The 23,874-nt window shown below is 72.4% G+C and carries 16 protein-coding genes; 9 read left to right on the top strand and 7 right to left on the bottom strand.

All coding sequences use genetic code 11. The annotated features are described in order from the left end of the window. Together A3CQ_RS63060 and A3CQ_RS0127950 are read right to left on the bottom strand one after the other, a co-directional pair. Positions 1 to 4,132: hypothetical protein (locus tag A3CQ_RS63060; protein WP_051115375.1), on the bottom strand; the 4,132-nt coding region annotated here is incomplete at its 3' end. A 143-nt stretch (positions 4,133 to 4,275) separates the two neighbouring features. After that, positions 4,276 to 5,931: a copper resistance CopC/CopD family protein gene (locus A3CQ_RS0127950; RefSeq protein ID WP_026206279.1), complete on the bottom strand. Its 1,656-nt coding sequence runs from the start codon at positions 5,929 to 5,931 to the stop codon at positions 4,276 to 4,278. 104 nt (positions 5,932 to 6,035) lie between these two features. On the opposite strand from A3CQ_RS0127950, the gene A3CQ_RS0127945 reads away from it, so the two are divergent. The 5 genes from A3CQ_RS0127945 (at position 6,036) to bcp (ending at position 9,358) form a co-directional block, all read left to right on the top strand. Beyond that, positions 6,036 to 6,572: a sigma-70 family RNA polymerase sigma factor gene (locus tag A3CQ_RS0127945; RefSeq protein ID WP_020514254.1), complete on the top strand. Its 537-nt coding sequence runs from the start codon at positions 6,036 to 6,038 to the stop codon at positions 6,570 to 6,572. Between the two features lie 101 nt (positions 6,573 to 6,673). Continuing rightward, positions 6,674 to 7,141, top strand: coding sequence for a MauE/DoxX family redox-associated membrane protein (locus tag A3CQ_RS0127940; RefSeq protein ID WP_020514253.1), 468 nt, complete (start codon positions 6,674 to 6,676; stop codon positions 7,139 to 7,141). After that, positions 7,138 to 7,887 carry a DsbA family protein gene (locus tag A3CQ_RS0127935; RefSeq protein WP_020514252.1) on the top strand — a complete coding sequence of 250 codons (750 nt, stop codon included), beginning with the start codon at positions 7,138 to 7,140 and terminating at the stop codon, positions 7,885 to 7,887. Before A3CQ_RS0127940 ends, A3CQ_RS0127935 begins: the two co-directional genes overlap by 4 nt. Then, a complete protein-coding gene (locus tag A3CQ_RS0127930; RefSeq protein WP_063713614.1) occupies positions 7,884 to 8,885 on the top strand; it encodes a hypothetical protein in 1,002 nt (333 codons plus the stop codon). Before A3CQ_RS0127935 ends, A3CQ_RS0127930 begins: the two co-directional genes overlap by 4 nt. Further along, positions 8,882 to 9,358: a thioredoxin-dependent thiol peroxidase gene (bcp, locus tag A3CQ_RS0127925; RefSeq protein ID WP_020514250.1), complete on the top strand. Its 477-nt coding sequence runs from the start codon at positions 8,882 to 8,884 to the stop codon at positions 9,356 to 9,358. Before A3CQ_RS0127930 ends, bcp begins: the two co-directional genes overlap by 4 nt. 346 nt (positions 9,359 to 9,704) lie before the next feature. Here the strand turns inward: bcp and A3CQ_RS0127920 are convergent, their stop codons facing one another. After that, the gene (locus A3CQ_RS0127920) at positions 9,705 to 10,475 is read right to left on the bottom strand and encodes an SDR family NAD(P)-dependent oxidoreductase (protein ID WP_020514249.1); all 771 of its coding nucleotides are present in this window, start codon (positions 10,473 to 10,475) and stop codon (positions 9,705 to 9,707) included. A gap of 77 nt (positions 10,476 to 10,552) precedes the next feature. Continuing rightward, entirely contained in the window at positions 10,553 to 11,143 is a 591-nt protein-coding gene (locus A3CQ_RS0127915) for an adenylate/guanylate cyclase domain-containing protein (RefSeq protein WP_084699249.1), read from the bottom strand. Positions 11,144 to 11,298: 155 nt separating this feature from the next. Between A3CQ_RS0127915 and A3CQ_RS0127910 the strand changes: the two genes are divergently transcribed. Further along, positions 11,299 to 14,256, top strand: a complete 2,958-nt coding sequence (locus A3CQ_RS0127910) for a helix-turn-helix transcriptional regulator (RefSeq protein ID WP_169516315.1) — start codon at positions 11,299 to 11,301, stop codon at positions 14,254 to 14,256. On the opposite strand, the gene A3CQ_RS54270 is transcribed toward A3CQ_RS0127910, so the two are convergent. Further along, a complete protein-coding gene (locus tag A3CQ_RS54270; protein ID WP_020514246.1) occupies positions 14,253 to 15,278 on the bottom strand; it encodes an NAD(P)/FAD-dependent oxidoreductase in 1,026 nt (341 codons plus the stop codon). The two genes, A3CQ_RS0127910 and A3CQ_RS54270, sit on opposite strands and share 4 nt — an antisense overlap. An 89-nt stretch (positions 15,279 to 15,367) precedes the next feature. Between A3CQ_RS54270 and A3CQ_RS54265 the strand changes: the two genes are divergently transcribed. After that, positions 15,368 to 16,975, top strand: coding sequence for a S8 family peptidase (locus A3CQ_RS54265; protein WP_020514245.1), 1,608 nt, complete (start codon positions 15,368 to 15,370; stop codon positions 16,973 to 16,975). A gap of 47 nt (positions 16,976 to 17,022) precedes the next feature. After that, on the top strand, positions 17,023 to 19,980 hold the full coding sequence (locus A3CQ_RS57750) for a LodA/GoxA family CTQ-dependent oxidase (RefSeq protein WP_020514244.1): 2,958 nt from the start codon (positions 17,023 to 17,025) through the stop codon (positions 19,978 to 19,980). A 23-nt stretch (positions 19,981 to 20,003) separates the two neighbouring features. On the opposite strand, the gene A3CQ_RS0127890 is transcribed toward A3CQ_RS57750, so the two are convergent. Both A3CQ_RS0127890 and A3CQ_RS0127885 read right to left on the bottom strand, forming a co-directional pair. Continuing rightward, positions 20,004 to 20,969 carry a tetratricopeptide repeat protein gene (locus A3CQ_RS0127890; protein ID WP_020514243.1) on the bottom strand — a complete coding sequence of 322 codons (966 nt, stop codon included), beginning with the start codon at positions 20,967 to 20,969 and terminating at the stop codon, positions 20,004 to 20,006. Next, positions 20,962 to 22,938: an SIR2 family protein gene (locus A3CQ_RS0127885; RefSeq protein ID WP_020514242.1), complete on the bottom strand. Its 1,977-nt coding sequence runs from the start codon at positions 22,936 to 22,938 to the stop codon at positions 20,962 to 20,964. The genes A3CQ_RS0127890 and A3CQ_RS0127885 overlap by 8 nt, the downstream gene beginning before the upstream one ends. A gap of 91 nt (positions 22,939 to 23,029) precedes the next feature. Between A3CQ_RS0127885 and A3CQ_RS0127880 the strand changes: the two genes are divergently transcribed. Beyond that, complete coding sequence (locus A3CQ_RS0127880) at positions 23,030 to 23,836, top strand: MOSC domain-containing protein (protein WP_020514241.1); 807 nt, start codon at positions 23,030 to 23,032, stop codon at positions 23,834 to 23,836. The last annotated feature ends 38 nt before the right edge of the window (positions 23,837 to 23,874 follow it).

The raw sequence follows: 23,874 nt of genomic DNA, 5'->3' as shown, positions 1-23,874 counted from the left end.
CCGCCTTGGCAGCATTGGCCTGCGCAGCCTTACCGGCGGCGGCTCGGGTCGCATTCCCACTGGCGGTCGGCGTCGCTTTCGCAACAGCGCCCGACTCTGCCCCACTGGCGGCAGCCGGTGCCGCCTTGCCGATCGCGGCCGGCGCCGCCTTGCCCGTGGCGGCCGGCGCTACCTTGCCCGTGGCGGCCGGCGCTACCTTGCCCGTGGCGGCCGGCGCTACCTTGCCCGTGGCGGCCGGCGCCGCCTTGCCCGTGGCGGCCGGCGCTACCTTGCCCGTGGCGGCCGGCGCTGCCTTGCCCGTGGCGGCCGGCGCCGACCTGCCAGTGGCAGCCGGAGCCGTCTTGCCTGCGACGGCCGATTCCGTCTTGCCTGTGGCAGCCGGTGTTGCCTTGCCAGCAGTTGGTGTCGCCTTGCCCGCGGTGGCCGTCTTGCCGGTTGCCGTCGAGCCCGATTCGTCCGCTGCGACCGAGGGCGATTTGGCCGATGCCGCTTTCGTTACTCCGGTCGCCGATTTCGCTGCCGTCTTGGTGGCCTTGGTGGCTGCGGTGATCTTGGTGGCACGAGCCCGCGTCGTCTTGGCCGGTTTGACCTCCCCCTCGGGCCCGGTCGACTGGTCACTCATGTCCGTCACCGGCTCGGACTCCGCCTTGGCCACGGCCGCCGCTCGTGCCGCCACCGTCTCGGCGGCCCGACGCCACGCGGCCGGCGCCGGTCGACTACCCAGGCCGGGCAGCCTGCCCGCGGTGCCGATCCCCTCCTGCTCCCGGCCAGGATCGGCCGGCTTGCGCACCCCACCGGGAGCAGGCATCGGGCGCTGGGCCAGCGGAAAGTCCGCCGCGACTCCGGTTCGCCCGTTGTTCGCCGCGGCTCCCGCTCGCTCGATGTCCGCCGCGGCTCCCGCTCGCTCGATGTCCGGCACGGCTCCAGCTCGCCCGTTGTCCGGCTCGGCTTCCGCTCGCCCGTTGTCCGCCACGGCTCCCGCTCGCCCGTTGTCCGGCGCGGCTCCCGCTCGCCCGTTGTCCGGCGCGGCTCCCGCTCGCCCGTTGTCCGGCGCGGTGGAGGCATCGGCCGTTCCGGCGATTCGCTCGCCGCGGGCCATGGCGTGCATCAGCGCGGACACATCCGGACCACCGCTCGCGACGCGCACCTGCGGACCATCCGCCGCGGTGCTCCCCGAAGCGGCCGAACTGGGCGCCGCCTCGCGCGGGTCGGTGACAGAGGCGTCCGCCGCTGAAACTTGGGCCGCACTCGCGGTGGGGGTCGCGGCCGCGCTGGGCGTCGGAACCGCGGCCCGGTTCGGCGTCGGGGACGTGGCCGGGTTCGGCGCGGGCGTCGGGGGTGGAGAGCCTGCGGTGGTTCGGCTCGGGCCGGAGGGCTGGGCCGGGGTGAGCGGCCGCGTGTCGGGTGGAGGGCTCGGGTTGGCCGGGTCGGGGGCGGTGCCGGAGGCTCCGACGATGGAGTTCAGCTTGGGAGCGGACACCGGACGGCGGTCGTGGGGACCGGTCCCGGTGTCCGCTCCCGCGGCCTGCCGCGCCCTACTGGCGGTTAGGGGCGGCTCGGCGCCGGCGCTGGCGGTCGTCGCGGAAGTGGACGACACGGCGGGAGTGGCCGGCTGCGAAGGCTGTTCCTGACCGCGGCCGGTCGGCCCGGCGGCGGATGTCGGAGTGGAAGAACGCTCGGGGGTTGACGAAGATTCTTCGCGTTGCACGGTAGTCCCTGCCGACGCCGCAGTCCCAGTGGAGTGACGGAGTTCTGCGTCACCGGGCGCCCGCTCGGCCGCCGCGATCGACGGCCGCCCCAGCCCCAGAACCTTCGGGAACGGGCTCGGCCTCTGCCCCGCCGGCCTGCCGCCCGCTCCCCCGTTTGTCGAGGCCAGGGCTCGCGCCGAGACGGAATCCTCCTCACGGCCCGAGATCGTGCCATTGGCCACGCCGGGCCTCGCGGATGCGTTTGAGTCGCGCTTGTCGACCACGTCGGCCCGCGCGGCGCGGGTGACGGCCGCTGCCGGATCGGCAACGACCGGGGTCGGCCCGGCGGCGGTCGGACTTGAGTTCGCGGCGCGGGCGACGGCCGGATCGGCGGCAACCAGGGTCGGCCCGGCGGCAGTCGGACTTGAGTTCGCGGCGCGGGCGACGGCCGGATCGGCGGCGACCGGGGTCGGCCCGGCGGCAGTCGGAGACTGGCCGGCTGTTGGTGCGGAAGTCAGGGCCTGGGTCGCGGCCGCGCGGGGCTCGGCCGCGGACGGTGCCGGGATCCGCGAGGCGCTGCCGCCCGGCGACGGCTGGCGGCCGACACGGTGGGCGTCGGCACGGGTCAAGCCGGTCGCGGACCAGTCCGTGGCCTTGGGACCGGTGATCACCGAGACGCGCTGGCCGGCCGTGCGCGGGTCGCGCTCCACCGCAGTCTCGCGGTCGGCGGGCAGGTTTGCCGTGATCTCTCGGCCGGTGGGCGAGGAGGCCGGCTCGAGATCCCCCCGGGCGGCCCGGGCATCCGCGGCACCTGCCTCGTAGGCCGCGGCTACGGCCTGGTCTCCGGACGGCAACCGCCGACCATCACCGCCCGGCCCCGGCCGCGCACCGCCGGGTCCGGGGCGCCTGCCGCTCGGCCCGGGGCGCGCACCGCCCGGTCCGGGCCGCGTGCCGCCGGGACCGGCGCCCAGCCTCGGGTCTGCGTTCGGCCGCGGCGACCCCGGCTCGGGCGGTTCCTCGTCGGTGGATGCCTTCTTCAGCGCGGCCTCGGCCAGTCGCGCCGCGGCGGCTGCCTCGGTTTCTCGGGCTCGCTCGGCGGCCGTCTCGGCCACCCACGCGTCCACCGCCGAGGCGCGGAACATCGGGAGGTCGGAAGGCTCCGGCGTGCGTCGCTTTCCGTCCCGGTCGCGGCGGCCGAAGAGCGGGTCGGGCGCGGACGGCAGGTCACCGAGCGGCAGCGACACCGGGCCGCCCGCCGAGGACGGTCGAATGAAGCTGAGCGGCTCGCCCGGCGCCGGTGACCGGTCCGACCCGGCCTCGGCAACCGTCGGCCCGGCACCGCGCCCGGCGCTCGCCGAAGCAGGAGGAGCAGAAGCAGAACCAGTGGCGGTGGCGGCAGCAGACGCAGGAGCGGCGGAGCCAGCGGCGGCCGCGGAGCCAGCGGCGGCAACCGCCGAGGAAGCGGCACCATCCGAAAAAACGGCCAACGACCCGCCCCCGGCCGAGACAGTGGAACCGGGAATCGCCGTAGCCGCCGCATACTCGGCCAGGTCGGGGGCGGCCCGCATCGGCAGGGCCTCCGGCCCGGTGAGCGCGGGACTCCCGGCCGGCGGCCAGGTGAATTGGGGCGCAGGTGGCGGCGGCAGCGCGGCCACCCGCTGGGCGTCGGCCAGCGTGCGCGGGCGATGTGCCCCGGCGGCGCGGGCCGCCGACGCGGCGGCCAGCGGCAGCGGCGCCCCGATCGCGGCCATCAGGTCGGGCACCTGGCTGGGCTCGACGACGTAGACGACCTCGCGACGCCGGGCCGGCCAGGCCAGGACGATCAGCCCGGTCATCACGAGCAGCGTCCCGAGAGTGAGCAGCCCCCACGTGCTGGAGTTGAGCCACCCCGGCCGCAGCTCGGCGTCCGCCGTCAGCTGCATCCCGGGCTTGGCCCCGGGATTCATCAGGACCAGGCTGTACGGCCCGCCGCTGACCTGCCCGGGCGACCACGAAAGCTCCCCGTCGCCGGTACGCAGCCAGAACGGCGCCCGGGCCGGGATCTGCGCGGGAGCCTGCCGGCCGCCGAGGACCGTGGTGGCGACGGGGAGGGTGCCCGTGCCGATGTCGACCTTGTCGATCGTGCTGCGCGGAACGCCGTCCAGGTAGTCGTCGACCGCGGCCGTGGGGGCGATGCCGATGAAGGCGGGCCCGTCCTGGGTGCGGGCCGTGATCCGCAGTTGGGAGTCGCCGATCCGGGTGAAGGGGGCGTCCTCGCGCAGCAGGTGGTCGACGTCCGGGACGACCACGGCATAGCCAGGGGCGACCAGGCGCTGCAGGTCGCCGCCGAACGCGCCGCCCTGGTCGCGATGCTGCAGCGCCGCCCACAGCCCGGCGCCGGCGAGCAGCGCGGGCAGGCCGATGACCAGCAACAGCATTCCGAGGATGGTGCGGAGCACCCGCATCAGCTTCTCCCCCTTCTCAGGCCGTACCACGGAGACCATACAGATCCAAATAATCCCAAAGTGGTCAAATAGCCGCTAAATCGCTGATAGGTATGAGAACGGCCCGACCCCCTGACGGAGGCCGGGCCGTATGTCCTAAAAAATCAGGAAATGTTGGCGGTCATCGTGAGGGTTTGCTCATCGACGTCGCTCGTTCGCGCGGTGAACTTGAACGTCCACTGCCCGGCCTGCGGCAGCGCGATGTCACCGACCGCGTGGAAGTCGGTGATCCGCAGCAGCGGGATCTGAATCGGCTCGATCCCCTTCGCGGGCAGCGCGGCCGTGCCGGTCCACTCGACCACCGTCAGCGGCTTGTTTTCCGGCGTGTACGCGTACAAGTGGATCGAGTTGTTTCCCACCGTGGCCGGGAAGACGTCGACCTGCATGGCCATCGTGCTGCTCGTCAGCGTCTGGGTGACCGTCGAACTGGTCGAGCCCGAGTCGGCCGCCTGCGCCGTGCGGGGCGGCGCGATCTGCACCAGCGCCGCCGTCACCCCGAGCACGACCGCCGTGATCGCCAGCTCGGCCCCGACCACCCTGCGCAGCCCCCGCGGCTTGGTCTCGGCGACCCGCGAGCGCACCAGCCGTCGCGAGTACCAGGCCACGCCCAGCACGCACGCCGCGAGAGCGACCTTCACCAAGATCAAGCGCCCGTACGTGCTGTTGACCAGCCCGTCCAGCGTGGACACCTCGATCAGCGCCTGCACCACGCCGGCCAGGATCAGCGCGGACACGGCCGTCGCCGCCCAGCGTGACCAGATCGGCAGGATCGCGCCCAGCTCGCGCTCGTTCGCCTCGCGCAGCAGGAAGCCGACGAGCATGACGAGCCCGCCCAGCCACACCGACATGGCGGCGAGATGGATCGCGTCGATCACCACCGAGACGCCGGCCACCGGGGACGCCGTCGGGTGGCCGGTCAGCGGCCAGGTGGCGAGCGCGGCCACGCCGAGCACGCCGAGCAGCGCCAGATCGGTTTTCGACTCGCCCTTGCCGCTCAGCAGCGGCCGCAGCAGGAACGCCGCCGCGGCCAGCACCCCGAGCCGCACCAGCATCACCGCGCCGAACGTGCTGCCCAGCACGTCGCGCAGGTCGCCGACGCGCACGTCGCCGAGCCCGGTGCCCAACGTGTACGGCACCTGGAGCCAGATCGCCATCAGGGTGCTGAACGTCACCAGCCCCATGCCCGTCCAGATCACCCGGCCCGGCCCGCGGCGGCTCAGCCGGTGCGGCCAGAGCAGGGCGAGCACCAGCGCCGGGCCCACGAGCAGCACCAGTCCCGCGTACCCCAGGTATTTGCCGACCGGGATGAGCGCGCGGACCACCGGATCGACCTTGGTGTCGTCGACCGCCCCGGTCGGCGGGGTCGACGCGGCGCCCACCGAATAGGTGATGCTGCCCCCGATCGGGTGGCTGTCGGCCGAGATCACCCGGTAGCTCACCAGGTACGTCCCCCGGCCGCCGCCGGCCCGCAGCGGGATCGTGACCGTGTTGCCGTTCACCGTGGGCTCGCCCTGGTCGGCGCGGGAGTTGTCCGGCCCGAGCACCTGGATCTTGCCGTTGACCAGCTGCACCGACTCGCTGAAGGTCAGGGTCACCTTGTTGGGTGCGTCGGGCACGATCGTGCCGTTGCCCGGGTCGGTGGCGACGAGCGCGGCGTGCGCGAACGCCGGCGAGGCCCCGAAGAGCACGCAGAAGAGCCCGATCAACAAACCGGCCGCCCCCGCCAGGGCCCGGCGACGATCAAAGGTCATGCGCGCCATGTTCCTCGATCCGGTCAGAAGTACCCACCGGCGGGTAGTCGCCGATGCGCCCCACATGGTTCCAGAGGGCGCCGACAATTCCGTTTCCCGTACCATGGCCGACCATGACCGAGGGTGAGAACACCACGGAGCTAGCCAAAAAGGCCGGGGCGGGAGACGCCGCCGCCATGGCGGCGTTCGTGCGCGCCACCCAGTCCGAGGTGTGGCGATTCACCGCCGCGCTGATCGATCCGGGTGCCGCCGACGATCTCACGCAGGAAACCTACCTCCGCGCGTTCAAGGCCCTCCCCGGCTTCGAGGGCCGCTCCTCGGCGCGCACCTGGCTCCTCGGCATCGCCCGGCGCGCCTGCGCCGACCATCTCCGCGCCGTCGTCCGCCGCCGGCGGCTCGACGCCCGGCTCGCCGCCGAGGCCAGCACCGAGCTGCCCGTGCCCGACCCGGCGCACCGGCTCGGCACCGCCGACCTGCTCGCCCAGCTCGGCGAGGAGCGCCGCACCGCGTTCGTGCTCACCCAGGTGCTCGGCCTGTCCTACGCCGAGGCGGCCGCGGTCGAGGAGGTCCCGGTCGGCACCATCCGCTCCCGGGTGGCGAGGGCCCGCGACGAGCTGGTCACGGCAATGGCGCAAGCCCAGGCAGTGTGAAGGCAGTTCCCAGACAAAGCACAGCAGACTGAGGGAACCTGCAGAGTGAGGACTTCGACTAACAGGGCGTGACGATGGAAACGAGGCAGTTGTCTGCCCGGATGACGGCTGCCTGGCCGTGGATCTCCACGGTCGCCAGACTCGGCCTCGCCGCGGTCTTCCTGACGGCGGGCCTGCTCAAGGTGAACGATCTGGCCGCCTCGGGCCGCGCGGTGAACGCGTACCGGCTGATGTCGTACGACACGGCCAAGGTTGTCGGCGCCGTCCAGCCGTTCCTGGAGATCGCGCTCGGCCTGCTCCTGCTGATCGGCCTGGCCGTGCGCCTCAGCGCGGGCATCGCCGCCCTGCTCCTGGTGATATTCATCGCCGGGATCGTGTCGGCCTGGGCCCGCGGGCTGCAGATCGACTGCGGCTGCTTCAGCAAGGGCGGCGACCTGGCCGCCGGGCGCACCGCCCAGTACGGCCTGGAGATTCTCCGCGACGTCGGCTTCCTGGTCCTCGCCGGGATCCTGCTGGTCAAGCCCCGCACCCGGTTCTCACTGGACGGGCTTTTGATGGGAGAACGATGAGCAAGGCACAACGGGAGCGGGACCGCGCCGCCGCCCGGCGGATCGTGGAGCAGCAGAAGGCCGCGGCCAAGCGCCGCCGGGTCACGGTCTGGACGTCCGTGGCCGTGGTGGCCGTGCTGGTCATCGCCGGGTTGATCGGCTGGGGTGTCTACGCCAACCAGAACAAGACCGACGCGAGCAGCGTGGCCACGCCGAGCGTCGCGGTCGACGACGGCACCGCGTTCGCCGTCGGCACCGGACCGGTCACGATCGACCTCTACGAGGACTTCATGTGCCCGATCTGCCACCAGTTCGAGACCGACTCCGGCGCCACGCTCAACCAGCTGGTCGCGGACAAGAAGGTGACCGTCCGGTACCACACGGTCGCGATTCTCGACGACGCGTCGAACGGCACGAAGTACTCGACCCGCGCGGCGGGCGCGGCGGCCGAGGCGGCGCAGGAGGGCAAGTTCAAGGAGTACCACGACGTCCTCTACGCCAATCAGCCCGAGGAGAACAGCGACGGCCTCACCGACGCCAAGCTGATCGACCTGGGCAAGTCGGTCGGGCTCGGCGACGCGTTCGCCACTGCCGTGAACAACAAGACGTACGACGCGTGGGTCGCCAAGGTCACTGACACGTTCGCGTCCCGCGGCTTCAACGGCACGCCGACGGTCGTGGTCAACGGCAAGCAGCTGCAGGGTGCGAACGGCGGCGTACCCACGCACGACGACCTCACCAAGGCCGTGGAGGCGGCCGAGGGGTGAGACGCCTCTCCCTCCTCGTGATCGTGGCCGGCGCGTTCCTCGCGCCGGCCACGCCCGCGTTCGCGCACGGCGGCGACGCTCCCGACGCCACGGGTTACCGCACGTCGATCACGGGAATCAGCACGCCCGAGAAGGGTCTGACCGTGCGCACCGTCGAGGCCGGGGGGCGGCTCGAGCTCAGCAACACCACGGGCCACTCGGTCGAGGTCCTCGGCTACTCCGGCGAGCCGTACCTCGACATCCGCCCCGACGGCACCTGGCAGAACGTCAACTCTCCCGCCGCGTACGTCAACGAGACCCTCAATGGCGACAACCCGATGCCCGCCTCCGCCGACCCGACCGCGCCACCCAGCTGGCGCAAGCTCTCGTCGTCGACGACCGTGCGCTGGCACGATCAGCGCACGCACTGGCTGAGCCCGGGCCTGCCACCGGCGGCGGCCACCGATCCCACCAGCACGCACCGGCTGCGGAACTGGACGGTGCCGCTCCGCGTCGAGGTGCGCGTCTTCGAGATCAGGGGCACGCTCGACTGGGTTCCGCCGCCGCGCGCCTGGCTCTGGTGTAGCCTCGCCGCGGCGGTCTTCGTCGCGACATCGGCCCTGCTCAGACGGTGGTCACGCTTGGTGCGGCCGGTCGCGCTCATCGGTGGTTCAATCCCGCTTGCGTACGCCGTGAGCACCGTCCTCGACGGCAATTCCCCCTCCCTCGTGCTCGTGCTGGCCGGACTGCTCGCGATCGCCGCCGCGTTCCGCCATCCGCCGTTCTACCTGGCCCTCTCCGGCGCCTGCCTGGCCCTGTTCGCGGGCGTCACCCAGACGGCCGTGTTCGGGGCGGCGGTCCTGCCCACGGCCGGCCCGGCGTGGCTGTCCCGCGCGCTGGTGGCGACGGCGATCGGGGTGGGCGCCGCGCTGGCGGTTTCGGGTGTTCTGCGCCTGCGGGCGGCGGGTCCGCCGGGACGCCCGGAAGTGTCGGAGGTGCGGACTATGGTCATCGCATGACAGAGACCGCCCGACTCTCCGCCGGCGACGCCGCTCCCGAGTTCTCGCTGCCCACCGACAACGGCGACCGGCTCACGCTCAAAGACCTGCGCGGCCGCAAGGTCGTGCTGTACGCATACCCCGCCGCGATGACCCCCGGCTGCACCACTCAGGCGTGCGACTTCCGCGACTCGCTGGCCTCGCTGCAGGCCGCCGGTTACGAGGTGGTCGGCATCTCCCCCGACGCACCCGCCAAGCTGGCCAAGTTCCGCGAGCGCGACGCCATCACGTTCCCCCTGGTCAGCGACGAGGACAAGTCCGTCCTGACGGCGTACGGCGCCTACGGCGAAAAGAAGAACTACGGCCGCACGATGATGGGCGTGATCCGCTCCACCTTCGTGATCGACGAGAACGGCGTGATCGAGCGCGCCCTCTACAACGTCAAGGCCACCGGCCACGTCGCGAAACTGCGCCGCGACCTGGGAATCGACTGAGACTTTTCCGCAGGTCTGCCCGTCTCCTGCCGATCATTCCAACAAGTCACACCGACCGACAGGTCCGGTCCCCCGTCCCACGGCGGCCGTCATGCGGCATTGACCCGCAAGGCGGCCGCCGTGCCGGACAGCTCAGCGGGGCAGCCCGCCGCGGCCGCCGCCGTCGCGGGACGGCTCTACGCCGGCGACCCGCTCAACGCGAGGCGACCCGCCGCCGCGGGGTGGCCCGCCGCGGCCGCCGTGCGGGACGGCTCAACGCCGACGACCGCGCTCGGCGCGAGGCACGCCGCCGCGCCGCCCGCCGGACGGCTGCGGGCGTCGGCGGCCCGCCGGCACGACCGCCCGGCTACAGCATCGAGGTCATGCCGCCGTCGATGGTCAGCTCGGCGCCGGTCATATTGGGGAACCGGTCGCCGGCCAGGAGCAGGACCAGGTCGGCCACCTCCTCGGGGCGGGTGAAACGGCCGGTGACCATGGCGGCCTTGGCGCCGGCCTCGACGTCGGCCGGATCGATGCCCTGGGCGGCGCCGACGGTCGCGGCCACTCCGCCCTTGCCCAGCCACAGGTCGGTGGCGACCGGGCCGGGCGCGATCGTGTTGACCCGGATGCCTCGCGGGCCGAACTCCTTCGACAGGGACTTCGCGAAGTTGGTCAGCGCGGCCTTCGCGGCCGAGTAGTCGATCACCAGCGGGTCGGCGAGGCGGGCGTTGACCGAGCCCGTGTTGACGATCGACCCACCGCCGCCGGCCAGCATGATCGGCAGGGCGGCCCGGGTGGCGCGGACCGCCGACATCACGTTGAGGTTCCAGGTGGTCGCCCACATCTCGTCGGTGATCTCGAGGAAGCCCTGCGGCCGCGGCGGCGCGATGCCCACGTTGTTGACCAGCACGTCGATCCGCTCGCCGGCCGCCGCCACCAGCCGCGCCGGCCCGGCCGGGTCGGCCAGGTCGACCTCGACGGCGGTCACCCCGTCGAGCTTTTCCAGCTCGGGCGTGAGGCGGCGCGCGCCGGCCACGACCGTTGCCCCCTCGGCCGCGAACCCGCGCACCACCGCCAGCCCGATACCCCGGCTCGCCCCGGTCACCACCACCCGCTTGCCCGCCAGACCCAGGTCCATCGCGCCCCGCCCCTTCGCGTCAGAGATACCTGAACCCTATGGTCGGGCCGTCCCCGCCCGCTTGAGTCATTTGACACTCAAGCGGCGACCGACAGCTCGGGCAGCACGCCGGGAACGGGCAGGATCGTCACGCGATGGGCCGGGACGGGATCGGCGACCCCGCGCACCCGCACCAGCGCCTCGGTCGCCGGCCCGGCCAGGTGACCGGCGCGGGCGTACGCGGCCGGACCGAGCACCAACTCGCCGGGGCCCGCCACCCCGCAGAGCCGCTGGGCCAGGTTGACGGCGCGCCCCCACACGCCGTACGAGGCCGGCTCCCACGAGCGGGTCACCAGCACCTCGCCGCACTCGACGCCGACATGCACGTCGGGGCGGCCGGGCCGGGCGGCGCTCAGCATCGCGCAGGCGGCCGCCGTGGCCCGTTCGGGCTCGTCGCCGTGGCCGCGGCGCAGGCCGAAGACCGCCATGAAGCCGTCGCCGAGCACCTGCTGGATCTCGCCCCCCTGAGCGTGCACGCACGAGACCAGGTCGTCCAGGAGCGGTCGCATGATCCGGTAGACCGCCTCCGGCTCGCTGCTCTCGACGAGCCGGGTGAATCCGCAGATGTCGGCGAAGAGCACGGCCACCCTCCGGCGACGTGGCCCGGCTTGTCCGATGTAGTCGATCATCGTGAACCTTCCCCCCAGTAAGGTTTCCGACAATGAGAGTGACCCTCGTCCGCTCGTAAGGTGTCGTGCGAACACCTAAGATTGGCCGCCCCGCGCCCTTACCCCCGCCGGGAAAGTCGATGTCCGGGTTTGGCCGGGCCTGGCATACTCGCGGCGTGCGGCGGAGACGACTCTCCCCCTTGGTCGGACGGCATGCTGAGCTCGCCGAGGTCAGCGCGGCTTGGGACGACGTCTGCCAGGGCCAGGCCGCCGGCTTCCTGATCTCTGGCGAAGCCGGCGTCGGGAAGACGCGCCTCGTGCAGGAATGCATCGAGCGCGTGCTCTCGCAGGGCGGGCAGATCCTGGCCGGTTCCTCCTTCCGCATCAGCTCCGGCGGGCTGCCGTACGGCCCGATCCTCGACGCCCTGCGCCGACTGCTGCGCGACCGGGACGCCGAGTCCCTCGCCGCCCTGGCCGGCCCCCGGTTCGCGATCCTCGACCAGATGTTCTGGCCGGAGCACCCCGAGGCGTACAAGACCCCCGACGGCGACGCCGGCCTCCGGCAGGCACGGCTGTTCGACCTGTTCCTCGCCCTGCTCGGCCAGCTGGCCGAGGAGGCGCCGGTGCTGCTCGTGGTCGAGGACGTGCATTGGGCCGAGCAGTCCACCCTCGACCTGCTCAGTTTCCTCACGGTGGCGCTGCGCCGCGAGCGGGTTTTGCTGCTGGTGACCTACCGCGACGACGAGCCGGCCGCGGGCCCGCTGCCGGCCGCGCTGGTCGAGCTGCTCCGCGGCGTCTTCATGAGCCACCTGCCGCTGGCCCCGCTCGGCACCGGCGACCTGGGCCTGCTGCTCACCCAGCTGGCCGGGAACCCGCTGCCCACCGTGCTGGTCGAGGAGATCGCCGACCGCTCGGGCGGGAACGCGTTCTTCGCCGAGGAGCTGTTCGAGGCGCGCGGCCTCGGCGGGGAGGTGCCGGCCCGGCTGCGCGACGTGGTGCTGCTGCGCGTCGCCGCCTTCTCCCCCGACGCGCGGTCGGTGCTGCGGATCTGCTCGGTGGTCGGCCGTCGCATCAAATATCCGCTGCTCGCGGTCGTCGCCGAGCTGCCCGAGACCGCGCTGCTCTCGGCCCTGCGCGAGCTGGCCGCCAACCGGGTGCTGCAGGCCGACGCCGGCGACGCGTACCGGTTCCGGCACGCGCTGGCGCAGGAAGCGGTCTACTCCGACCTGCTGCCCGGTGAGCGGGCCCGGCTGCACGCCCGGGTCGCGACCGCTCTCGCCGAGCGCCCGCGGCTCGGTGACCGGCCACGCTCGACCGCGACGGCGGTGGTCGCGCATCACTGGGAGGCGACCGGCGATCTGCCCAAGGCACTGGCCGCCGTGGTCGCCGCCGGCCGGGCCGCCGTCGAGGTGCGCGCGTTCCGCGAGGGACTGACGTACTTCACCCGGGCCCTCGACCTGTGGGACGAGGTGGACGATCCGGCCGCCACCGGGCTGACCCGGCCCGATCTGCTCGCGGCCGCCGCCCGCTGCGCGCACGACGCCGGCGAGCACGAGACCGCCGTGCGGCTGGTGGAGCAGGCGCTGGCCGCGACCCCGCGCGACGACATGGTCGGCCGGGCCCTGCTGCACGAGGCGCTCGGCACGTACATGGACAGAGTCGACGGCGCCCGCGCGCTGCGCGCCTTCACGCAGGCCTATCACCTGCTCGCGACCAGCGACGCGCTCGCCGAGCGGGCCCGGGTCACCGCCGCCCTGGCCAACTCGCTGTCGATCCGCGGGCGCTACCCCGACTCGGCGCCGTTGTGGGAGGAGACGCTGGAGCTCGCCCGGGCGGCCGGCTGCAAGCGCGAGGAGGTGCTCGGCCTCAAGACGTCGGGCTGGCACTTCGCGATGCACGGCGAGCCCGCCACCGGCATCCGGCGGATGCGCGAGGCGCTGGCCGTGGCCCGGGACGAGGACGACATCGAGGCCGTCTGCCTCACGTACAACCATCTGTGCCTGGCGCTCGACTTCATCGGCTGGTCGGCCGACGCGGTGGCCACCGCCGAGGAGGCGCTGCGCTGGAGCGCCGACCTGGGCCTGATGTTCCCGCCGATGATCGACATGCTCGACTCGATCGTCCTCGTGCTCTACCGCACCGGCCGCTGGCGCCAGGCCGAGGAGGTCGCCGACCGGCTGCTGGCCAGCCACCACGCGGCCGCGCGCGCCCTCATGACGTACGTGGTGCTGGCCGAGCTGGCCACCGCGCGCGGCCGCCCCGAGGAGGCCGCCCAGCAGCTCAAACAGGCGCAGGAGCAGCTCAAACACGACGAGGACCCGCTCGACCACGGCCTCGTGCACGCGGCCGCGGCGGCCAACGCGATGTGGCTGGAGGACTACGAGACGGCCCGCTCCGAGGTCGCGGCCGGGCTCGAGATGGTCGGTGCGCACGGCGACGACCAGCAGGCGGTGGCGCTCTGCGTGCTCGGCCTGCGCATCGAGGCCGACGAGGCGGAACGGCGCCGGGCGGGTGGCCGGTCCGGCACCGACGAGGTACGACTCCGGGCCGAGCACCTGCGGGACCGCGCCGCGTCGCTGTGGGAGGGGATGGGCACCCGCCAGCGCTCGTTCCCGGAGGCCGCGGTCGACGCCGCGATGGGCGAGGCCGAGTTCGCGCGGCTGACCGGCGGCGAGCCCAGCGCGGACGTCTGGGGCGAGGTCGCGGCCGGCTGGGACCGGCTGGCCCGCCCGTACCCCGCCGCCTACGCGCGCTGGCGCGAGGCCGAGGAACTGGTCCGCGCCCGCGACCCGCGCGCGGTCGAGGTGCTGCGCGAGGCCGGCGACACCGCGGAGCGGCTCGAGGCGCGCGCCCTGCTGCGCGAGATCACCGCGCTCGCCGACCGGGCCCGGCTCGATCTGGGCGCCGCCGACGCGATCCCGCCCACCGAGCCCGAGCGCCCGTTCCGCCTCACCGACCGCGAGCTGCAGGTGCTGGCGCTGCTCAAGGAGGGCCGGCGCAACCGCGAGATCGCCCGCACCCTGTTCATCAGCGAGAGCACGGCGAGCGTCCACGTGTCGAACATCCTCGGCAAGCTGAACGCGGCGAACCGGGTGGAGGCGGCGGCGATAGCCCACCGGCTGCACCTGGCTTAGGCCTGCCGCGCCCGCCAGAAGGCGGACTCCGGGAACCTCGTCTCCTGGCGGTAGAACCACGCCAGATCATCGAGGTACCTGCGGTAATCGTGGGCGAGCTGCCCGGCGTACGGGGAAATGAAAAAATCGCCGAGAGCGAGGGCCTCACCCAGCGTGATGGCCCCGGTGAGTGCGTCGTGCAGGCCTCGCGAGGAGAGCGGGTCGTGCGCACACGCCGCGTCACCGACGGCGGCCCAGCCACGGCCGGCGCATCGTTCGAGTGACGAGCTGCCCGCCGCCGAGACCCGCAGATCCGGATTTTTCGGGAATGCCGCTCGGGGACCGACGTGAGAGGTGGCTGCCAGCAGCTCCGACCACCGGGCCGGCGCGGTGAGCCGCTCGGCGGCGTCGGTGAAGAGCGAGACGGCGAGGCCGCCGGGGACGCGGGAGGCGTACCACCAGCCCTGCGGCACGGCCTCGACGATGGTCTCCGAGGAGGCGGGCGAGGGATCGTCGACGAGCGCCGCGATGCCGACCAGACGGCTGTCGACCCGCCGCGGCACGCCGAGCAGCCGGGCCAGCGCACCGGCCCGCCCGGTCGCGTCGATCAGGAAATCGGCCTCGAGCGGCGGGGATTCGGCAAAAGAGACAGTCCACCCTGGATCGTTCCATTGCACACCGGTAAGTCGATCGGGCCGCACCGGGCCGGCCGCGGAGCGCAGCATCCGGTTGAAGGTGGGCCGGTCGAGTTGCCACGACGGGCCGCGCGGGTCGAGCAACGCCGGCCGGAACGCCGGCTCGGCCGAGCCCCAGACCGAGAGGAAACCGCCGCACCGCAGGTGGCCACCGGCCTGAAAGGACGGCCACACGCCGAGCTGGCGCAGCGCGGCACCGGCCGCCGCGGGCAGGCCTTCGCCCGGCTCCCAGGTCAAAGCCGGTCGCGGATCGATCGTCGTGACCTCGACACCGTGCGCCGCGAGGGTGATCGCGGCGGCCGAACCGGCCGGGCCGGCGCCGAGAACCACCACCCGGTCAGGTTTCACTTCGCCAGTCTGTCGCGAAACAGGCTGTCATCACCACGACGTTTGCGCAGGGTGTTCGCATGGACGCCGAGTGAAGGGAAGTGCGTGCCATGCTCAGCTGCCGATTCGGGGGCGGCTCCGGGTTCCGCCTGGAGCTGGAGGACAACGAGGACCTGGTGGTGGTCCGGTCGGTACGCCGGGGCGCACGGCACGACGTCTCCCCCCTCTCCTCCCCCAGCCGCACCGCTCAGGACCGCCTGACCCCGCTGTTCGGCTTCCCCGAGGCCGGCGTGGGCGTCTACGCGGCTCCGGTCGGCGACGCGCCGAACATCGCGGTCGTGCTCAACGAGGACCCGGAGGTCGAGTTCGCGGGCCGGGGCCTGCGCGACCAGTTCGGCGCCCCGGTCGTCTACACCGAGAACGTCTTCGTCAAGTTCCGCGACGACCTGTCAGATTCCGAGTGCGCGGCCGTGCTCGCCGAGGCCGGCCTCACCGTCAAGCGGACGGCCGGCTCGGCGCCGAACGCGTACTTCGCGGGCGCGCCCACCGGCATCGGCCGGGAGGTGTTCCCGCTGGCCGAACGCCTGCTCGACCGCGACGACGTGGACCTGTGCCACCCCGAGCTGGTCCGCGAGGTCAGTCGCAAGGGGATGTTCCCGCAGCAGTGGCACCTGGGACCCGCCGTGGTCAAGGGCGTAGAGGTGGTGGCGCACGCGAACGTGGTCGAGGCCTGGGCCGACTCCCGCGGCGACGGGATCGTGCTCTGTGTGATCGACGACGGGATGGACGTCGCGCACCCCGAGTTCGCCTCGCCCGGCAAGCTGGTCGCGCCGCGCTCGGTGAGCCGGCCGCGCGGCGACGACCCGCGTCCCGGCGACGGCGACAACCACGGCACCGCCTGCGCGGGCGTGGCCTGCGCGGACGGCGTCGACAAGGCGTCCGGGGTGGCGCCGGGCGCGCGGTTCATGCCGGTGCGGCTGGTCTCCGGGCTGGGCTCGCAGGACGAGGCCGACGCGTTCGTCTGGGCCACCGACCACGGCGCCGACGTCATCTCGTGCAGCTGGGGGCCGGCCGACGGTAACTGGTGGGACCCGACCGACCCGGTGCACAACCAGGTCGTGCCGCTGCCCGACAACACCCGCCTGGCGATCGAGTACGCGGTCACGCGCGGCCGCGGCGGCAAGGGCTGCGTGATCACCTGGGCGGCCGGCAACGGCGCCGAGAGCGTCGACAACGACGGCTACGCGAGCTACCCGAAGGTGATCGCGGTGGCCGCCTGCAACGACCAGGGGCGGCAGAGCCGGTACAGCGATCACGGCACGGCGATCTGGTGCAGCTTCCCGAGCAACAACGGTTCGCCGTCGCGCACGCCCGGGATCTGGACCACCGACCGGCACGGCCGCGAGGGCTACAACCTGGGCGACGAATCGCTCGGCGACGCCGCGGGTGACTACACCAATTCATTCGGCGGTACGTCGAGCGCCTGCCCCGGCGTGGCCGGTGTGGCGGCGCTCATCCTGGCGGCCAACCCCGGCCTGCGCTGGGACGAGGTCAAGGACCTGCTGCGCGCCTCGGCCGACCGCATCGACGACAATTCCCACGAGTACGACGAGAACGGGCACAGCAACCGCTACGGCTTCGGACGGGTGAACGCGGCCGCGGCCGTACGCCTGGCCGTCTCGAAACTCCCCCTAAGCGTTTCGGTGGCCGGGAACTGAGAGATCTCTCAGTACCCGCGCGACCCCCGGTCGGAAAGTGTGTCGATATGAGCCGGATCGCCTACTGCGCCGTCCATCCCGCCATCGGCGTGGCCCGGGTCGGCGACAGCCCCGACGAGTACTTCCTCGGCCCCGAGGTTCCCGGCGCCGAGGAGTCGCCCGCGTCGTACAAGGACAAGGCCGGGCGGGTCAAACGCCAGGCGGCGAGGTTCCGCATTTTCGCGTACGACGACCGGGACGCCGTGATCGGCGAGCTGACCGCCGACGACGCCGAGATCGCCTGGACCGTCCACCTGGTGAACGGGAAGGGCGCCGCGAAGGCCTTCGCCGGTCCGGGCCGGCGCAACGACTCCGTCGCCGACCGCTCGTCGCTGGTCATCGACCCCGGCCCCCGCACGGTCGCCGGCCGCCAGACCAGCAGCGTCTTCGACACCGGCAGCTTCCTCGGCACCCCGGTGCCGCTGGGTGAGCTGCGCACCGACGACGAGGGACGGCTGATCGTGCTCGGCGGCTTCGGGCGCTCGGCCTCGATCCCCGAGGACCAGCCGCTGCCCAGCTTCGCCGACAACGACGGCTGGCACGACGACACCTCGGACGGCCCGGTCACCGCGACCGTGCGCAAGGACGGCGTTCAGATCGAGGTCCGGCCGGCCTGGGTGGTGGTGGCGCCGCCCGACTTCGCCCCGGGCATCGGCAACCTGGTCACCCTCTTCGACGTGGCCGAGAACGCCGCGGTCGAGCGGGGCCTGCTGCCCGAGCGCAAGGAGATCTCGTTCGAGCGCGACATCGTCCCGATCCTCACCCGCGCCATGGGCTACCAGTGGGTCAACCAGTCCGCGACCCGCGGCCACCGTCGCGCCGTCGACATGGGCAAGGGCGCCGAGCGGATCGGTGACTTCTTCGAGGCCGACCATCTCGCCCTGCTCAAGGACCCGGGCGAGCGCGGCGCGCAGGCCCGGCGGCGGGTCTTCGCGGTGATCCGCCAGCCGCACGAGGACGCCGACGACGCGACGGCCAAGCGGCAGGCGACCGCCGCCTTCATGCCGCAGCTCTCCGGCGACGGCGGCTCGGCCACCCCCGGCCGGCCGCGCACGTGGTTCACCGTCACCCCGCTGCAGTACCGCCGGCTCAGCCAGTGGGCCGACGGCCAGTTCACCGCGGGCACGCCCGAGGAGCCCCTGACCGAGCCGGCTGCCCTCGACCGGGCCGCGCTCGAGGCGTGCGTGGGCGGGCCGTTCTTCCCCGGCATCGAGATGAGCTCGCGCGCCCGCGAGCCCGGCACATATGCCGCGGCCTTCCGGTTCCGGGCCGACCAGCCGCCGGGCTGCATGACCGAGCGGATGGCCGTGCCGTGGCAGGCCGACTTCACCGACTGCCGGCATTTCTGGTGGCCGGCGCAGCGGCCCGACGACGTGATCGTCGACCAGGACTACGCGGCCGTGACCGCGGCGCTGTTCCCCGACGGGAACTCGCCGCTCCGGCCGATCAGCACGACCGCGTTCCCGCGCTGGCGGTGGGACCGCGGCATCGGAGACTCCCTGCCGACCTCGCTGGACGCGGGCCGGCGGGCCGACAGGAGGCACCGCGAGATGGTCAACGAGTGGTCGCAGCTCGGCTTCGTCACGCCGGCCGCGAACGAGACGGGCGTGTTCGTGGAGACCGAGCGGGCGCCGTACGCGGGCCTGCGCGACCGGGATTACTTCCACATCATGCTCAACCTGCACGAATATCCGGACTTCCTGCCGACGGCCTGGAAGCTGGCCCGCGACTACCTCGCGACGGCGGCGGCCTACCAGCACGACCCGATGATCGACACGGACCTGCGCCCGTTCCGGTACGAGGAGCGCGCGTTCGACGCCCGGCTGGACAGCACCTATCAGGACCTCGTCGACCGGGTCGCGCAGTACGACCCGGCGCACGACCGGGCGTTCCGCACCAAGGCCGACGCGATCGACCGGCTGCGGCAGTCCGGCCCGCTCAACCAGACCGACGGCGTCTGGCTGCGCAACGTCGCCACGATCGGGCCGATCAACGACCTCACCGGGTTCCTCACCCAGATCTGGGTCGACGAGGTGGGCGCCGGCAACCCGGCGCAGAACCACGCGAACATCTTCACCCACACGCTCGAGGCGGCCGGCATCACGACCGCGCCGATCACCAGCAAGGAGTACGCGCAGGACCCGTCGCTGCTCGAGTCGTCGTTCACGCTGCCGCTGTTCCAGCTGGTCGTCTCGCAGTTCACCGACCAGTTCCTGCCCGAGCTGCTCGGCATGACGCTGTACTTCGAATGGGAGTCGGTGGAGCTGGCCACCACGGCCCGGCTGCTGGAGAAGTTCGGGCTCGACTCCACGTACTACCGGCTGCACGTGGCGATCGACAACGCCGACGTGGGGCACGGCGCGATCGCCAAGCGCGCGGTGAAGCGCTACCTCTCCGGGTTCGCCGACGACGACGTACGCCAGCAGCAGTGGCAGCGGATCTGGAACGGCTACGTCGCGTTCCGGATCACCGGCACGCTAGGACAGGACCTCGTCGACAAGCTGCTCGCCCCGTCCCGCGCCCGCGACCGCGTCATCGACATGATCGAGGAGAAGAAGCGGTACGGCGCCCTCAACCACGGCGCGGCCGGCGACGGTATGAACAACAACCTGTTCGACAACCCGTCCCAGCTGCTCGACCTGTTGCAGAAGAGCGGGCAGATCGTCCCCGGCGACCCGGACAAGAGCCCGTTCATGCAGCAGATGAAGTTCGAAGGCCGGATGTACAAGGTCTTCACCGCCGACGAGCAGGATGCCTGGGCCGACTGGATCCGCAGCCTGGCCCAGCCTGCCGCGGCCGACCGCCCGGCGCCGAGCCCGTTCGCGGCCGCCGCCAAGCCGACCGCCCCGGCCGAGCAGCCGCCGGCGCCGGTCGGGGAGGTTCCGCACCTGACCTACTCGTCCTCGGCCGAGGAGGTGAGCAAGCATCCCCGCGGCACCCTGCTCGGCCACGGCGCGGCCCACTGAGCCAGCGGTCGTCACCGGACCGATCAGGGACGAAGGAGATCCCGCGCCTCGGCGGCAAGCTCCGGCATACCCGCCTCGGCGGCGCGGGTAGCCGCCTCCTCGGCCGCCGCCAACGCTTGATCGGCCAGCCCCAGGGTCCGGGCACAGCGGGCCATGGCCAGAAGAGCAGTCACCAGCGGGCGATCTGACTCGCCGGGCATGGCTCGCAAGATCTGGGTCCCGTGGTCGAGGAAGGTCAGCGCCTCGTCCTCGCGATGCATTTTCTCCAGGGTCAGCCCGATTTGAAGGTATTCGAGTCCGGCGCCTCGCACCGCCGGGACTGTCCACCGCGGATCCTCCGCGCATGCCGTGAAGTGCTCGGCCGCTTGCCCGTGCAGCGCCAGGGCTCGCTCCTGGTCGCCGGCGGCGCCGTGGGCGATCGCGAGGTTGCCGGTGGTCCGCGCGACGCCGAGGCGATCACCGGAGCGGACATCGAACTCGAGGACGCGTTCGAACTCCGAGACTGCCCGATCATGGAGGCCGGCCTCCTGGAAAATGATCGCGAGCTGCTGGCGCATGTCCGTCTCGTGCTCGTCGCCGAGGCCGCGCTCTCGGATCAGCGTGAGAGCCGCCTGGCAGCGGTCGTGGGCGTCGTCCAGCACTCCCAGCTGGACGAGGCGGGTGGTCCACTGCTGCAGGATGCCGAGTTGCCGGGTGTGGTCCCGCCGCAGGGAAGAGATCATCTCCAGCAGGTCGAGCAGAAGCAGTTCGACCTTGATGTCGGCCGGCGCGAACACGTTCTCGGCGACCCGCTCCGGGTCGAACAGGTCCCGCGTATCCGAGCCGCCGGCCAACCGGGTCCCGGGCCCGGGCGAATCCAGGACCAGGCGTTCCAACTCGTCGAGCGCGAGGCGATCGAAGAGGCCGAGGTTGTCGCGGGCCCATTGCCGCAGCACCTCGGGACTCTGGTGGTGCCGGCGGATGGCGGCGAGAACGGTTTCGCTAGTCATCGGCGTACCGGATCTGGAGGAGACGGCCGGTCGCCGACCGCAGCACCCCGATTGCCTGGGTGTAGCTCGGCCAGTTCGCGTCTTCGCAGGAGTACAGGACGTTGAGCGCATGGAATTTGGCCGCTTCCGGGCGTCCGGCAAGCTCCGCCACCCGTGCCCGGCCGTGCTCGGCGTTCCCGAAAGGGAGCGCGGATCGCCGCAGCAGCGACATGAGTGCCGCATCTCCGTAGTGACGGTCGGCGGCGTCCAGCTCGCCCAGTTGTTCCTCGGCCATGCCGAGCCCGGTGAGTGAGGTTGCCTGGCGGGCGAACAGCCCCAGACGCTCGGCCAGCTCAACCCCTTCCGCGTATGCGGTGCGGGCCGCGGCCCAGTCGCGGAGGCGCAGCAGACTCAGCCCACGACGTTGCAGGGCCAGCTGGAGTGCCGCCGGATCGGCCAGCACCCGGCTCCAGCGCACGGCATCCGCCTGCGCCGCCGCGGCCTCCGCCACCCGGCCCAGCTGAAGCTGGACGTCGCCGGTCACCGACGCCGACCGGGCCATCTGCCGGAGATCGCCGTGCACGCGGGCCAGATCGAGCGCCTCCCCGGCCACCCGCAACGCGTCGACCAGGTCGTCCAGCCGCTCGAATGGCATCTGTTCGGCGATGTCGTTCAGCAGTTCCGCGCGGGTCGCGGAGTCGTCCACGGCCAGCAGTTCCTCGTCGGCGAGCTGGTAGTACCGCAGTGCCAACCGGGCGCGCTCCGGATCCTGCCCGAGATAGCGTGCCCGCGTGAGGTAGCTGAGCCCCAGCATCCGGCGGTCGCCCAGGCGCTTGAAGAGCGACTCGGCGTTGTCGATGCGGATCAGCACGTCGCCGGAGATCTGACTGGCGGGCGTGCGCTCGAAGGCGTGCAGTCGTTCGTAGGCGTGGGCCACGTAGTAGGACGCGAGAGCCAGGTCACGTGGCTCCATCGCGTCGGCGGCCTGCCGATAGAACACCCGCATGATTTCCAGGGCGTCGTCCCACAGCCCGCTGTACAGGCAAAGCCGGCCAAGCCCGAACCGCCGGTCGCGATCGCTGAGGCCTTCGGCCCAGCCCCGGAGGCCCGTGACCAGCGACGGGCCGTCACCCTCCGGCGGTGATGCCGGCTCGGAGAAGGCCACCCCAGCGCGAGCGCCCCATTCGACGAGGAAGTCGGGAAGGTCGCCGCGGGTGACGACGGCGCGATCGCCGTACAGCTCCAGGAGTGAGGTGAGCACCCCGTCGGATTCTCCGTGCCGAAGGTTCCACGTGAAGCCGGGCGCCCCCTGGTGTGCCTGCTCCAGCATGAGGTAGTCAGCGTTGACCGCGAAGTCCTGCCCGCTGTAACCGAGGAACAGCATGTGGTACGTGGCGAGCAGCCGGCCGACGCGATCGGCCTTCACGACGTCGAGGCCGCGAACGATGCCGGTGAGGTCGGCGACGAGCGTGTCGGGACGCTCGATGGTCCCGTGCAGTTTGTAGAGCGTGAGACGGTCGTCCGGCCCGGCCGGCGCGGCGAAGTCCGCATGCGTGACGATCACCCGCACAGGGACGCCGATCTCCTCGCACGCGATCTCGATCAGGCAGTCGAAATTGGTTGTCAGCACGTGACGCAGGCCGCCGTCGCGCGCCAGCCGGGCGATCATCCGGTGAGTGGTGTTCGGCACCTTGGAGTCAAGGACGCTGAGGCCGCCCAGCGCCTGCTCGCCGAGCACCTCGAGCAGAATCTGCATGATGACGTCGGGGCGCAGACCGGCGTCGAGGAGATGCTGGAGATGCGCCGCGGAATCGTCGTCGGAGAGAGCGGTCGCGATGCCCTCGGCCAGTTCCCGCCAGCTCGGCAACCGGCTCGGCGGAGCCATCGAGATACCGGCTCCGCAGAAGAACGCCAACTCGCCGGCACGCAGCTTGCCCGCGAGAAATTCGAGGTGTTCCGCGGCGACGGAGTCCTCCGTCGAATCCGTCACGGTACGTGAGTCTATGAGCGCCGACCATTACCGTCCATCACGGGATAGCGTGGGCCAGTCGGCTTGCCAGGGCCCGCGGGGAGGCGTCCAGATGCGGATCACGTCGCTTCACACGTACCCGGTCAAGGGGTGTCACCGGATCGACCACGACGTGGCGCGCGTGGAGCCGTGGGGTCTCGCCGGCGATCGCCGGTGGCTGATGGTCGACGCCGACGGTGTCGGCATCACCCAGCGGATCACGCCCCGCCTCACCCAGCTGCGGGTCCGGCCGCGCCCGGGCGGGTTGGAGCTGGCCGCCCCCGGCATGCCCGATCTCTCGGTCGACGAGCCGGCCGACGGGCCGAAGGAGTTCGTGCGCGTCTTCAGCAGCCATCTCGCCACCCCCGGCCGGATCGCCGAGACCGCCTGGACCAGCGAGTTCCTCGGCCGGCCGGCGAAACTCGTCTGGCAGGCCGACGCGGGCTCGCGGGCCGTCGGCGGACGGGAGGCCGAGGGCGAGCCGGTCAGCTTCGCCGACGGGTACCCGATGCTGCTCGCGAACAAGGCGTCACTCTCCGCGCTCAACGACTGGCTGGTCGAGGCCGGCGAGGAGGCCGTGCCGATGACCCGGTTCCGGCCGAATCTGGTCATCGGCGGCGCGCCCGCCTGGGCCGAGGACGACTGGTCCGACCGCGAGGTCCGGCTGCGCGCGGGCGACGTGCTGCTGCGCGCCGGGCCGGGCTGCCCGCGCTGCCTGGTCACCACGATTGACCAGGAGAGCGGCGAGAAGGGCAAGGAGCCGCTGCGGATTCTCGGCCGGTACCGCAACATCGGCGGCGGGCTGCTCTTCGCGATCAACCTGATTCCCGCGTCGGGCGGGTCACTGCGTGTGGGTGACGAGGTGACTGTCCTCGACTGATCGGGTGAACCGTGTCGCATGTGCCTTAGGTCTGTCTT

Source organism: Paractinoplanes globisporus DSM 43857, assembly GCF_000379645.1.
Taxonomy (GTDB): Bacteria; Actinomycetota; Actinomycetes; order Mycobacteriales; family Micromonosporaceae; genus Actinoplanes; species Actinoplanes globisporus.
The sequence above is the reverse complement of the archived record's forward strand: the minus strand, read 5'-3'. Positions and strand labels throughout refer to the sequence as shown.